The sequence below is a fragment of the Agrobacterium sp. ST15.13.013 genome, assembly GCF_027956525.1.
Lineage (GTDB): Bacteria > Pseudomonadota > Alphaproteobacteria > Rhizobiales > Rhizobiaceae > Agrobacterium > Agrobacterium salinitolerans.
Genome location: NZ_JAQKGP010000003.1, coordinates 86,741 through 99,372, shown reverse-complemented (window position 1 = coordinate 99,372; position 12,632 = coordinate 86,741). Strand labels below are relative to the sequence as shown.

The following is a 12,632-nucleotide window of genomic DNA, read 5'->3' as shown; positions in this document are numbered from 1 at the left end:
GTGAGAAGTATTATCTCTTCAGATTGATCAGGACGTCCATCAAATCCGATCCAGTCTGGAAGACTTTCGAATTCGCTGTGTAGATACGCTGGGATTCAATCATGTCGGTGAGTTCGCTGGCGATATCGACGTTCGAGCCTTCCAGCGCACCCTTTTGGATGTAACCGAAGCTGCCCGATTGCGGGAAGCCAATGGTGACGACGCCCGACTCGTTGCTCGGCAGATAGACGTTGCCGTTCTGCGGGCTGAGATTGTCGACGCTCGGTACCGTGGCCAGCGCCAGTTGGTAGATGTTGCGGCGACCGCCATCCTGATAGACCGCCGTTACCACGCCATCCTTGCCGATTTCCACATCCTTGATCTGGCTTGGGCCGTTGCCGTCCAGAATTGCGGTGCCAGGCGTAAACTTGGTCGAGAATTGCGTCATTTCAGACAGATCAATGTTGATCGCCTGCGCCACACCGCTGTTGCTGTCATTAATCGTGATTGACGTGGGCGACGTGGTCGTGAGCTTGTTGGTGGCGGGATCGAAAGTGAGGGTCACCGTTTCCTGGACAAGCGTCGCAGGCGCAGTTGCCGTGTAGGGGAATCCGCCATTCGTCGACTGATCCTGACGATAAACCGCAACTTCCCAGGTATTGTCTGCGGTCTTCGTGTAATAGAAATCGTAAAGTACCTTCGCACCGCCGCTATCGAATGCCGTCAACGAAGTCTTGTTGCCGAACGTCGCAGTCGCGGAGTTGGTGCTTGGAAGCGACGCAGCCGCCACAGCCGTATCGTCACGGTTAAGATTGGCCGGGAAACTGCCCTGCGTGGAGGGCGATGCCGTCAGGCCGAAATTATTGACGTTGATGGCCTCAAGACCCGTAAAGCCGTTAACGACAGCCGCCGGCGGATTGGAACCGTAAGGATAACCCATCAGCTGAAAACCAGCCGCGTTTTCCAGATAGCCTTCCGAGTTCTTCACGAAAGAGCCGGCACGCGTGAGATAGGGCGTACCTGCGCCGTCCTGAACCACGAAAAAGCCGTTGCCCTGAACGGCAAGGTCGGTGCTCGAGGTGGTGTAGGAGAGGTTGCCCTGCTCCGAAATGCTGTAACGAACGTTGGACTGCACGCCGCCGGACGCATAGCTGCCCGACGAGGAGGGCAGAACGAGCGAAGAGAATGACGTCGATGCGCGCTTGTAACCGGTGGTGCTCGCATTGGCGATGTTATCGCCCACGGTGCCCAGCTTGTTCGCCTGTGCATTCATGCCGGACACACCGGTTCGCATAGTGCCGAAAATACTCATTCAAAAACCCTCGTGGTCATCTTTCAGGGAGAAGGTAAAGCGTTTGGCTTGCGTGAAGCTGTCTGAAATACCGCGTTTGAAAAAGACCACGCGGGTCAATGAAAATCACTGCCAGTCGATGCTGTAGCCGAGGAACCGCTTGGAATCGACCGGATCGTAGCCAAGCTTCTTGCGCAGCTTCTTGCGCAGCTTGCTGATATGGCTTTCGACGACGTTCTCTTCGACGTCGTCATCGAAGATGCCGTAGATGGCATTGAAAATCTGCGTCTTGGAAACGCGGCGTCCGCGATTGGCGATCAAGTATTCGAGGATGCGGCGCTCACGGCGCGGCAAGGGGAACACTTCACCACCCACCTCCGGGTCGCGGCCATCAGAGAAAACCCGGATCGGCCCCGCATCGGTAAAATTCGAGATGACCTGCAATCGGCGACGGATCGCCGCTGCACGCGCAAGGATCTCACGGGGGTGCACCGGCTTGCGCACGACATCGTCAACGCCGCTGTCGAAAAGCGCCAGCGTCGATTCCAGCGAGGGCTGGTCGCTGACCGCGATCACCGGGGCCGTCGTGCGATCCCTGATCGCCTTCGGCAAAGAAAAGCTCCGGTCGCCCTGGCCGATCAGGAAGGCTTCAACAGCCGCAAGATCGCTTTCCGCCGCCGTCGAGACCCACTCCCCGAATTCGACCGGATCGAACCCGGTCGAGGGAATGCCCTCACGCCCAAATAGAGATGTATAGCCGTCTTTAACGAGCTCGCGCTCATCAACCACTACGATCATTCGTCCGCCTCCGAATCAGTGTGGTGTTTTCCAATGTGGCATTGGTACGAATCGGGGGATTCACGAACAACTGTAGAAAATCATCGATAGATATTAATAATTGATTAACCATTTTGTGCCGATTTGATCTATATATAGTGGGTATTAACCATATATGGCACAAAATTTTTGTGTAGAAATTTCAAAATTCCGAAAAAACCGCTTGAAGCGCCTTTTTTCGATCAATCTATCGCCACATTTCGAAATACGAGTCCCGCAACGTCTGAAAGCAATTTCAGGTTGTTATCCGTCACAGAAACTTTTCGCATTGGGGGTCCATTTCCCGTAGCCTGTCGCCACCAGATTGGCGATGACACGGCAGACATATTTCTTCTGTGCCGGGTCATTGTTCGGGCCGGCGTGATAACGGGCGACCGCCATGGTCCAGGTTTCATGCCTGTTGTGAAGGTTGCGCAGGAACATGGCGGCATATTCCACATTGCGGCGCGGATCGAACATTTCCCGCGCGGATGCGAAGTTTTCGCCATGAAAATAATGATTGATCTGCATGCATCCGAGGTCGATTAGCTTCGCGCCGTTGCGCTTCGCCGCCTCGAAAGTGGTCAAAGCCTCCTCCGTGGACGCGGCAAATACCGGTTTTCCCTCAATATTCATGGCGTTAGGGTCGAGCCGTCCCTTGCGGCCCGTTTCGGTCAGCCCCACCGAATAGAGAATTCCCTCCGGCACGCCATATTTGCGTGCCGCCGACTGAATCTCTCTTTCGCAGACACCTGATGTTGCCGAAGCGGACGCGTTGTCAGAGGTAGACGCCATTGTCAGCAGAAGTGCGGGCAGACCCAAGAGCGCCATCCATGCCTTCATTATGCACCCCCAAATTATTGCCATTGCCTTGCCGGTCGCCGCGCGCCCCGGACTCGTCACGGTTGCGCCCGGCGGCGGCTTGCTGCCCCTGCTGCTGCGCCTGCTGATTTTGCTGATTGTTGCCTTGTGTGCCCGTTTGGTCACTCTTGTCGGAAGAAGCGACGCTGATAGTGATGTTGTCGACCGTCAGCCCCTGGGCCTTGAGGCCGTCGAGGATGCTCTTGCTGTCTTCCTGCAGCTTTTTATAGGCCGCAACACTCTCCACCGTCATGTGAACGGAAAGCTCGTCACCGGCAAGACGCAGTGACATCGTCACCGACCCAAGCTCGATCGGCGTCATGTGCAGCTTCAGCGTATGGACGACCTTGCCTGTGCTGCTCTGGGCCGCCGCATTGGACAGCGACGAACCGGGCTGCATGGCGCTCACCCATTCCGGATCATTGACGATCAGGCCCGTCAGAGCCGAGGCGTTGGTCGAAGGCGCGAGGCCAATGAACCGCCGTGAATCGAGAACCGTTATGGTGTCGGTCGTCTTGCCGGTGCTTTCCCGCGCGTCGAACTCGACACGGCCGTCACGCTGAACCGTGCTCATATCCAAAGCACGGGCCGCGCCCGAACGCGGCGAGGAAAAACGGAATGCCGCGGCGTCGCCCTCGTTTTCCGAACCCGAACCCGCCTCGTTACCGGCGGGTGCAATCCCTGTCGGCATGTCCTTGATCGAGTGCTCGGCCTTGCTCCGGACGGGTTCACCCCGGTCTGATTTAACCGTGTCGGCCTTGCCGGCAATCGCCTGGGCAATCTCCTCAAGCGGTGTCTTGGCGGTCGCCATATCGGCGGCAGCGGCCGTCGCCATCTGCAGTTCCGTCAACTTCGGATCGATCGCATCGTCCGCCGCTTCGGCGCCCTTGTCGACGTTGTCTTTGAGCTTCTTGCCCGTCTTGCCGTTTTCCGGCGTCGCGCGGACCGTTTTCACAGCGTTTTGAAACTCGGCCACGGCCTCCTGGACACGACCTTCGCCGGCATGCTCCTTGACCATCGCATTGAGAAATGTTGGGGGGCGCTTGACCGGGACATCCATCTTTTCCGCCTCGCCATCGGGCTGCGACTGCTGTCCTTCAGCCGGATTTTCGTCCTGCTGACGCCGCGAATGCAGCGCGTGCGGCGGGCGCTCGTCCCGGACCGTGGAAAGGGCATCACCGAAACTGCCGCCTTTGGCGTCGTCCCTGACACTGGCGCCGCCGGCGCGCGGATCGGATGGCGGCGCATTCACTATCGTGTTGATGGTTGCGTCGATCATGGTGCCCCCTCGCCTTTCTTCAACAGGCTGTCGATTTCATCGAGCTTGCTGCGGCCGCTCGTCACGAGCTGCCGCACATTATCGCCCTCGTCGTCAATTTTCTGGGTTTCGACCCGCCATATGCTTTTTGCATCGGCAGCGCCCGCCTCATTTTCGGGCGGATCCCGCCCGGTCTCATTCGCGGCCGCAGTCTCGGCCTCAACACCGGTCTGCGGGGAGGGAGGACGAACCACCTGGTCGGCAATCGTCCTTGCCGCCTCCCGCAAGGCCTTGTCCCGATCCGAAAGCTGCGCTTCGGGAATTTGCCCGATTGTCTCGATCGCGCTCACCACATCGGGCGTGCCGATATTGGAAAGGCTTTCATAGAGATTGGCCTGCACTTCCGGCTCACCCGGCAGTGCCGGAGACAGCGCCTTCGCCTTCAACGCCGCCATGCGCGCCAGTGAATCCTTGCCGCTGATCGCCGCCAGCCGCGAAAGCCGCAGATAGGCTTCCTTCTGCCTTTCCGTATCCATCATGGCAAAGGTTTCCTGTATCGCCTCATGGCCGATGGAATCGGCGCGCTTGACCACCAGCGAAACCAGAAGGTCTGCGAACTGGCTGGCATAGGGCGAATGCAGGAACCGCCGCGCATAACGCTGCGCATAATCGACGCCGCGCGCCGCATCGCCGTCCTCGACCGCAATGGCGAGCGAGCGGCGCAATGCGGCCTCCTCGACGATGGTGCCCGGCGCTTCGAGCCGGGCGATGTCGTAAAAGCCGAGCGCAGCCAGCGGATCGCGCGGGATTGTCACATTCCCGCTGATCAGCGCCAGATAGGCGCCAATCCGCTTGCCGCGATATTCCGGCACCATGGCCGCAATGCTCTGCGCGACAAGGGTTCCCTTGCCGGAGAGGTATTTGCGCAGGACATCGGCGACGCGGCTGTCGAAATTGCCATCCACATCGCGCGCGACCAGAAATTCCAGCGTGGACGGATTGCCGCCGCTCATCGCATAGATGAGCGCCGCATCGACATTGCGCGGATCCTTGAAGATCGCCGAAGGCGCGCTCTTCAGCCGCTCATCGATGGTCTGGAGTAGAAATCGCTGCATTTCCGAGGCGGAATGGTCGCCCATGGCGACCGAATCCTGCACGAATTGCAGGGAGCGCAGCATGGAATAGGGCATGAGATTGTCTTGCGACTGCGACAACGCCCTGCCCGGCTCGGAGCCGAGACCGCAAAGCGTCGCCGCAAGAAGAAGCCAGCGTTTCGAGGTTTTCGTCACTTTCACCCCCGATCGGCCTCAAGCAGAATTTCGATGCGGCGGTTGGCGTCCGCCATAGGGTCTGCCGGCACCTGCAATCTGCGGTCCGCAAAACCCGAGACCTGCTTTACCCGCTCTTCCGACAGACCACCGCGCACCAGCATGTAATAGGCGCTGTGAGCGCGATCCATGGAGAGCCGCCAGTTGTCATTGGCCTCGCCCTTGAACTGCCGTCCGTCGGTATGGCCGCGGATCACCACGCTGCCGCCGCGCTCCTGAAGCAGTTTACCGATTTTTTCCATGGCCAGAACCATTTCACGCCGGGGAACGGCCGATCCGATATTGAACATCGGCGTTTCCGTCTGGTCGGAAATGGTAAGCAGCAACCCGCCTTCCGCCGGCGTCACCACCAGACCTTCGGAAAGCCTGCCGGTGATGCCTGAGATTTGCTTTTCGATCTCCTCACGCAGCGTGTCGGCCTTTTCCCAGTCGGCATCGCTCACCTTTTGCTCAACATCGCTTGCCTGTCGCGGCTCATCCGGCTTCGGCTGCGCAAGCGCTGCCTGCTCTGCGGCGTCCGGACGCTGCTGCGGCACCACGGCGGCGACTTCCATCGACTTGCCGTCTTCCGCCTTGTCGGCGGGTGTCTCGGACGCCTTAAGTGCGACCGCCTGAGCGTTTTCGGTCGCATCCTCTTGCTTGTTCTCGGCGAGTTGCTGCTGTTCAACCGGTTTTTGCGGTTGATCGGCGCGGGTGATTTTCACCTGCTGGGTCCAGAAATCGGGATCGAAGGGATCGCGATAGGCTTCACCGCCGCTAGCGCCCGTCGCCGGGCCGGAATCAGCAGCGCCGCCCTCGCCCTTGGCGCTGACATTGGCCTGCTGCCCCACCTGCTGGGCAATTTCGGCGAGCACGGAGTAGGGATTTTCGAAAAAGTCCGCTTCGGAGAAATTCGACTGTTCACCGGTCTGGGAGGTCAGATCTTCGCCCGTCGCCGCAGCGGAGCCTTTGGTGACTTTTTCCGCCTGGATGTTGGACTGATCCTTCTTCTGGACGCCCTCTTCCTTATCGACAGGCTTTTCCAACCCCTTGGACGAGGGTTTCTCATCGGATAGCTTGATAGGGTTAAAGTAGCTCGCGACCGAGGCCTTGGTTTCCTCGTTGGCGGCATTGACCAGCCACATCACGAGGAAGAACGCCATCATCGCCGTCATGAAGTCAGCATAGGCGATTTTCCACGCACCGCCATGGGCGCCGTCATGCCCGCCCTTGTGGCGCTTGACGATGATGATCTCGTTCTTGCCGTGGTGGTGATTTTCGCCTTCACTCATTTCATCACCTTGCGAAGACTGGACGCCCAGGCGGACATGCGCGTCACAAACACGCTTTCACCCAGCTCGACGGAAAGATCGATATCGGCGGTCTCGGTAAATTTCATCGTTTCTTCTTCAAAGCCCGGCTGCGTCTTCAGCCGCTCGAACAAATCTTTCGGGCCTTTCACGACAAGCGTGACCTCTTCGCCATCCGGCATGGCGCTACGCACCACATCCGCCAGCGCGGAGACCGCCTTGAGCGACAGCTTTTCCGTCAGGACCGGAGCAAGGATATTGGCGGTCTGCTCGCTGAGATTGGCCGCAATCGCGTCGATGCCCTCGCGCAGCCCCCGGGACAGGGAAGCTGCGATTTCTTCAAGATGGCCCGAACGCAGGGTTTCCAGCTCGGCCGAATGGGCAGCGATCAGCTCTTCCCTCTCCGCCTGCATCTTTTCAGTGATCTCGCGGGTGGCGTCTTCGCGACCGCGGGCGTAAGCCGCCTGTTTTTCACCTTCAACATCGACGGTTTCGAAGTCATCCAAACCCGTTGCGAGATCGACAAAAGCGGATGTGGCGTCTACATCCGCCAATGGATCGCCAAAGGCCATCCCGGCAGGCTGCGTGTCACCGAAGTCCTTGAGATATCGTGCAATGGACGCGCTCATGCCCGCCCCCAGCAAAACAGGCCAAAGGGGCGGTACATGTTTCGCTGCCTGCGATCTGACGCGTTCTGTCGCATTTCCGGACGGAAAACCGGAACCCACTTTTCCTGGAAATGCTCTAAGCCGTTTGGCGGCACCACCGTCATCCTTGCTACCCTGCCCGTCTCTTCCACGTTTCCCGGCCAGATCACGCCATGCAATCCGCCCCATATTGACCCGACGTTAGGTGTTCAAACTTGTGCGAAGATGAAGGCGGGCTCGATCAGCAAGCCTGCGCCCCTCCATCCCCTCGTGCCCACGCCAGCCAGACCCGTTACTTGAAGAGCTGGAGGATATTTTCCGCATTGGCGTTGGCGATGGAGAGCGCCTGGATGCCGAGCTGCTGCTGCGTCTGCAGCGCTTTCAATCTGGTCGATTCCTCGTTCATGTCAGCATCGACGAGACGGCCAACGCCCTTGTCGATCACATCCATCAGGCTGGAGACGAAATTGTCCTGCATGCTGATGCGGCTCTGCAGCGAACCCAGGCTGGAAGCCGTACTAGTCATCGCCTCAAGCCGCTTGTCCACGAAAGACATCATCATGTCGATGGCGTCGGCATCGGTATAGGTCGTGCCGCCGCCTGCAAAACCGCCCATGGCTGCCGCGACGACGTCAAGCTTGGCGAGATCGAGGGTGGAGACGGAAAACTCGAGGGAACGACCGGTCGAAACCGTTCCACTGCTGGTGTCGTAAAACCAGTCGTTGCTGCCGGTGTCACGATAGGCTGGGGAAACGGTGACGCTGCCGCTCGACGGATCTGTCGCCGTCACCTTGACCCATACATTTTCGGCGAGTCGCAGATAATTGTCGGTTCCGTTGCCGTAGACATTCGGATCGGTATTCGTATCCGCCGTCGCGGCATTCAGCGCGCCGATCTGTGCATCGGTCAGCTTCGGCACGACATAACTCGTATCCGTCGTCGTGCCAGCAGTCGTTGACGTCTGGGTGACTTCATATTCCGTCTTGCTGACAAAAACGGCGTTCTTGTCGAGAATCCCGAGCTTTCCGCCACTGAGGTCGAAAAGCACGGTGCTGCCGTCGAGCGTGTAGTCGACGGTGGTGACCCCGACATTGCCCGAGCCCGTGCGCGTGAAGGATGCAACGACCTTTTTGATGATCGCTTCTTCAACCGGCGGCGTGCCGCCGTTGCTGATGCTGGCCTGCAGCCAATTTTCACCCGAGAAGGAGGCCGATTCGGAGATGCTCTTCAGCTGTTCCTGAAGCTGTTTGATTTCATCCTGAATCTTGCTGCGGTCGGCGCCCACGCCGTAAGCCGCAACGAGCTTGGCCTTGATCTGCTTGACAACCTCAATCGTGCTTTCAAGCGCATCATAGGCGGTATCGACCTTGGCGGCTCCCAGACCCAAAGCATCCTGCACGGCCGAAAGCGCATTATTGTCGGAGCGCATCGTCGTTGCAATGGACCAGTAGGCCGCATTATCCGCGGCCGTCTCGACACGGTAGCCGGAAGATACGCGCGCCTGTGTTGTCTCGAGGCTCTTGTCGATCATGCGCAGGGTTTGCAGCGCGGCCATCGCCGCCGCATTGGTCAAAATGCTGGTCATGGGGTCCACCCAACTCAAAATTTAAAAAGAAATCCGGCGCGGTGCCGACAACGAGCAGAAGCATCATGCGCATCGCCAATGGTCTGAACCGACCACCGCGACCTGCCGTTCGTTAACAAATCGTTAATGCGATAGGTAACAAACAACGAGACTGATTTGCAAGGCGTTCCTGACCTTCGCAGCCGGGTTTCGCATAAACCGGCAGGCTTCGGGCAAGCCCGGATCAAAACGCACCGGAAAAACGCGGTTGCGCCCGTGATATGAACGAGCGCAACTTACTTGATGAAAAGATGTGGCGGCTGATACGGTTAAGCCGCTTCGCCCTGACGGGTGGCCACGAATCGGGCAGCAGCCAGGCTGTGGCGGAGAAACTCGGTATTCTCGTCCGGGTTTTCGGAAGGGTTCTGAAACGAGACGTGATTGATCTCGATCGCCGCATGCTCGTTGGCGAGTGTCAATCGCGCATAGACCGTGGCGCCCTTCGGCTTCAGCTCGAGATCGAGAACGATCTCCGGCGCGCCTTCCCATTCGAGCTTATATTCGCCGCCGGTGCCGAAATTGATCGTACCAGGATGGTAATAAAGCTCCGCCGCCGAGGAAACGAGGTCGGCGATGCTGCCGTAGCACTCGAATCGGAGCAGCGAAATCAGGTCGGCCGGGTCTAACAAGCGTAATTCGGTGGCGATCGGGTTGATCGCCTCTGCGACGATCATTTCCCGCTGTTCGGAATAGGCGGATTTTTTCATTGGTTTTATTGAACCCGTATTTTCGATGACTTCATGGCGTAAACCCGATGAACGAGCTCCGCCACAGCCTTGTAGAAGGCTGGTGGAATCACACTATCTACCGAGACTTGCGCAAACATGGAGCGTGCAAGCGGTGGGTCTTCAAAAACAGGGATATTGTTTTCTTCCGCAATCTCGCGGATTTTCAATGCGATAAGGTCCTGACCCTTGGCAACGACGACAGGTGCGTCTCCTTCTTCGCGCACGTAACGCAGTGCTACCGCAAAGTGTGTCGGGTTGGCGATGACGAGTGTCGCGCGCGGCACGTTGTTGATCATGCGGCGGCGGGCACGGTCGCGGGCGATCGAGCGCTGGCGGGACTTGACCACCGGGTCACCCTGCGACTGCTTGTATTCTTCCTTCACCTCGTGCTTCGTCATTTTCAGCTGGCTGAACCAATGATGGCGCGTCCACAAGACGTCCACGGCGGCGAGCAGCGCTGTCGAGAGCAGGATGACCACCATCATTTTCTTGACGATTTCAACCAACCGGACGAAAATCACCTGCGGATCGGAAAACATCAGATCGATGAGGCTGTAGAAATCACCGCGAAGCGCGAAGAACATGATGACCGAAACGATCATGATCTTGAACACCGATTTGGCGAATTCCACGAAACCCTGCTTGCTGTAGATGCGCGTGAAACCCTTTGCCGGCGAAATGCGTGACCATTGCGGACGCACCCGCTCCAGCACCGGCGACGGCAGGTTCTGCAGGAAAGACGAGGCAAGCCCGAAAACGATGAACATGATCATGGCCGGCATGAGCAGGTAAGCAACGGACGTGCCGAGAAAATAGAGCAGCGACAGGGCATCCGGCCGGGTGCTGAGGTTCCATTGTTCGGGCTGGCCGAACAGGTCCTTCAGGGTGACACCGAGACGGCCGGCACCATCGGGCAGGAAAAAAACCAGATAGCAGTAAAAGGCGAGCGACGACGCAAAGATCGGCACTTCGCGCGAAAATGGAAGATTGCCTTTTTCCGCCGCATCACGGAGTTTTTTCTCCGTGGGGTCTTCTGTTTTACTGTCCTTGTCCTGATCGTCTGCCAAGGCACGTTCCCGAAATAAAAAAGGCCCGCCGATCCCGGCAGGCCGTCATCCCGAAACTAGCGCCCGTGAGCGGCCATCGCAATGGCCGGCTCCGCCCTGGAGGCGGGTTATCAACCGGCTTCCGCTTAAGCGGCGGCCGACTGTTCGTCCGCGGCGGCTTCCTTCAGCTGAATCTGGCCGGAATTGGCGAGCCGGATCGCTTCTTGAGCGACGGCGCGGCGTGCGATCGCCACTTCGCGGGTATTGATCGAGGCTTGCGGCACGGAAAGGTCCGATTCGATCATACGGCGCTGGCGCGGGCTGATGCTGGAGAGCACGCATTCCTTGATTTCCATCGTGGCGCCCCGCAGCGCCATGGTCAGAACATCCGCCGAAACATCGTTGAGCAGCAGGACGCGGCTGCGCTGCGGCATGAACATGAGGTCGTCGAAGAGGAAGATCTTCGGCTTGACCTTGTTTGCGGCTTCCTTGCTGAGCGTTTCGAGCGAGCTGAGCAACGTGTCGACCTGCGGCTTGTCCAGTTCGTTCATCAGATCGGCAACCTTTGTCGAGCCGCCGGCATTGCGCTCGGCCTCGATCTCGTTGATGAGGTTGACCACGCGCTTCTCGATGATCTGCGCGGCGGTCGGGCTGACTTCCTTCATGTTTACCGTACGGTTCATGATGTCGGCGCGTTGCTCTTCCGGAATGGTCAGGAGAACCTTGGCGCCAAAAGAGGAGGGCAGCATGGAGAGAATATAAGCGATGGTCTGCGGATGCTCGCGCAACAGGAACTTGCCGACGAATTCCGGCTCGGCTTCCTGAAGACGGTCCCAGATCGACGCTTCATAGGCCTGGAAGGCCGCGCGGCGACCGAGAAGGCTGTCGACTTCTTCCGGTGTCAGCCCTTCTTCGAGAATGCTTTCGATTGCCTTGGCATTGTCCATCAGGCCCGTTCCTTCCGTGAACAGGTCTTCGAATTCCGCCACGATCTGCGCGAGCTCATCCGGAGGAATGACGCGCAGGGTCTGAGCCGAGGAAATGATCATCTGCAATTCGTGCTGCGTGAAAAACTTCAGCAGCTTGCCGGCGACGCCCTTGCCCATGGCAAGAAGCACCGCGGCCGCCTTGTCGGCCTGAGACAACGGCTTGCCCGCAATGGGGTTACCGAAATCCTCGAAGTCCATCATGGTCTTTCCTCTCCGTCCCCACAGGGATCAGGCTTTCTTCGTACTCAGTACTTCAATCAATTTTACGCCGAAGCGCGTATCGTCGTCTTCCAGAACCGTTATCTCACCGCGCGCAATACGGCGGCCATTCACCATGATTTCAACCGGCTCGCCGATCTTGCGGTCGAGTGCGATCGTTGCTCCTTCTTCAAGGCTCATCAGCCCCGAAACGAGCATTCTGCTGGTGCCAAGAACGATCTGGACATCGATCGGGATGTCCATGATCATTTCCATGTTTTCGGACAATCCGCTGCCAAGCGGCGCCTTCACACCCGCAACCTGCGGGGCGGCGGCAAAATCGTCCATAGCAAAATCGTCCGTTCCGCCACCGAAGGCGGAAAGATCGGTGTCCGTCGAAACCTCGTCCGTCGTTCCGAAATCGCCGAAGTCGCCGAAATCGGAGAGCGAGCCTTCCGCATCCGTCTTGAGGACGCCACGCAGATCGCCGATAGCCTGGTCGAGGTCGCCGTCGTCTTCAAACGACGGCAGCGCCGCATCATCGGTCACAGGTGTTTTCTTCGTAGCCATGCGCTGAT

Annotated in this window: 12 protein-coding genes; all 12 read right to left on the bottom strand. The window is 58.5% G+C overall.

What is annotated here, in order from left to right; all coding sequences use genetic code 11:
- Positions 1 to 10: 10 nt before the first annotated feature.
- The 12 genes from PL597_RS04160 to fliN all read right to left on the bottom strand — a co-directional run bounded on the left by PL597_RS04160 (position 11) and on the right by fliN (position 12,624).
- The gene (locus PL597_RS04160; RefSeq protein WP_077983396.1) at positions 11 to 1,291 is read right to left on the bottom strand and encodes a flagellar hook protein FlgE; all 1,281 of its coding nucleotides are present in this window, start codon (positions 1,289 to 1,291) and stop codon (positions 11 to 13) included.
- A 105-nt stretch (positions 1,292 to 1,396) separates the two neighbouring features.
- On the bottom strand, positions 1,397 to 2,068 hold the full coding sequence (locus tag PL597_RS04155; protein ID WP_046800597.1) for a response regulator transcription factor: 672 nt from the start codon (positions 2,066 to 2,068) through the stop codon (positions 1,397 to 1,399).
- Positions 2,069 to 2,350: 282 nt separating this feature from the next.
- On the bottom strand, positions 2,351 to 2,917 hold the full coding sequence (locus PL597_RS04150; protein WP_162520464.1) for a lytic transglycosylase domain-containing protein: 567 nt from the start codon (positions 2,915 to 2,917) through the stop codon (positions 2,351 to 2,353).
- Positions 2,865 to 4,226, bottom strand: coding sequence for a flagellar hook-length control protein FliK (fliK, locus tag PL597_RS04145; protein ID WP_269823341.1), 1,362 nt, complete (start codon positions 4,224 to 4,226; stop codon positions 2,865 to 2,867). The genes PL597_RS04150 and fliK overlap by 53 nt, the downstream gene beginning before the upstream one ends.
- Positions 4,223 to 5,500, bottom strand: coding sequence for a chemotaxis protein MotC (motC, locus tag PL597_RS04140; RefSeq protein WP_137409764.1), 1,278 nt, complete (start codon positions 5,498 to 5,500; stop codon positions 4,223 to 4,225). Before motC ends, fliK begins: the two co-directional genes overlap by 4 nt.
- Entirely contained in the window at positions 5,497 to 6,804 is a 1,308-nt protein-coding gene (locus tag PL597_RS04135; RefSeq protein ID WP_271364633.1) for a MotB family protein, read from the bottom strand. Before PL597_RS04135 ends, motC begins: the two co-directional genes overlap by 4 nt.
- Complete coding sequence (locus PL597_RS04130) at positions 6,801 to 7,451, bottom strand: hypothetical protein (protein ID WP_142912759.1); 651 nt, start codon at positions 7,449 to 7,451, stop codon at positions 6,801 to 6,803. The genes PL597_RS04135 and PL597_RS04130 overlap by 4 nt, the downstream gene beginning before the upstream one ends.
- Positions 7,452 to 7,761: 310 nt before the next feature.
- A complete protein-coding gene (locus PL597_RS04125) occupies positions 7,762 to 9,054 on the bottom strand; it encodes a flagellin N-terminal helical domain-containing protein (RefSeq protein ID WP_269826065.1) in 1,293 nt (430 codons plus the stop codon).
- 308 nt (positions 9,055 to 9,362) lie between these two features.
- Positions 9,363 to 9,800, bottom strand: coding sequence for a hypothetical protein (locus PL597_RS04120; RefSeq protein WP_077983402.1), 438 nt, complete (start codon positions 9,798 to 9,800; stop codon positions 9,363 to 9,365).
- Positions 9,801 to 9,805: 5 nt separating this feature from the next.
- On the bottom strand, positions 9,806 to 10,888 hold the full coding sequence (flhB, locus tag PL597_RS04115; RefSeq protein ID WP_077983403.1) for a flagellar biosynthesis protein FlhB: 1,083 nt from the start codon (positions 10,886 to 10,888) through the stop codon (positions 9,806 to 9,808).
- 125 nt (positions 10,889 to 11,013) lie between these two features.
- Positions 11,014 to 12,057 (bottom strand): flagellar motor switch protein FliG, encoded by a 1,044-nt coding sequence (gene fliG, locus PL597_RS04110; protein WP_077983404.1) that lies wholly within the window; start codon positions 12,055 to 12,057, stop codon positions 11,014 to 11,016.
- 27 nt (positions 12,058 to 12,084) lie between these two features.
- A complete protein-coding gene (fliN, locus tag PL597_RS04105) occupies positions 12,085 to 12,624 on the bottom strand; it encodes a flagellar motor switch protein FliN (RefSeq protein WP_077983405.1) in 540 nt (179 codons plus the stop codon).
- Positions 12,625 to 12,632: the final 8 nt, after the last annotated feature.

What these genes read in the sequence shown, in the direction of transcription:
- PL597_RS04160 (WP_077983396.1), bottom strand. Translation starts at nt 1,291, where the DNA reads ATGAGTATTTTCGGCACTATGCGAACCGGTGTGTCCGGCATGAATGCA.
- PL597_RS04155 (WP_046800597.1), bottom strand. Translation starts at nt 2,068, where the DNA reads ATGATCGTAGTGGTTGATGAGCGCGAGCTCGTTAAAGACGGCTATACA.
- PL597_RS04150 (WP_162520464.1), bottom strand. Translation starts at nt 2,917, where the DNA reads ATGGCGCTCTTGGGTCTGCCCGCACTTCTGCTGACAATGGCGTCTACC.
- fliK (WP_269823341.1), bottom strand. Translation starts at nt 4,226, where the DNA reads ATGATCGACGCAACCATCAACACGATAGTGAATGCGCCGCCATCCGAT.
- PL597_RS04135 (WP_271364633.1), bottom strand. Translation starts at nt 6,804, where the DNA reads ATGAGTGAAGGCGAAAATCACCACCACGGCAAGAACGAGATCATCATC.
- PL597_RS04130 (WP_142912759.1), bottom strand. Translation starts at nt 7,451, where the DNA reads ATGAGCGCGTCCATTGCACGATATCTCAAGGACTTCGGTGACACGCAG.
- PL597_RS04125 (WP_269826065.1), bottom strand. Translation starts at nt 9,054, where the DNA reads ATGACCAGCATTTTGACCAATGCGGCGGCGATGGCCGCGCTGCAAACC.
- PL597_RS04120 (WP_077983402.1), bottom strand. Translation starts at nt 9,800, where the DNA reads ATGAAAAAATCCGCCTATTCCGAACAGCGGGAAATGATCGTCGCAGAG.
- fliG (WP_077983404.1), bottom strand. Translation starts at nt 12,057, where the DNA reads ATGATGGACTTCGAGGATTTCGGTAACCCCATTGCGGGCAAGCCGTTG.
- fliN (WP_077983405.1), bottom strand. Translation starts at nt 12,624, where the DNA reads ATGGCTACGAAGAAAACACCTGTGACCGATGATGCGGCGCTGCCGTCG.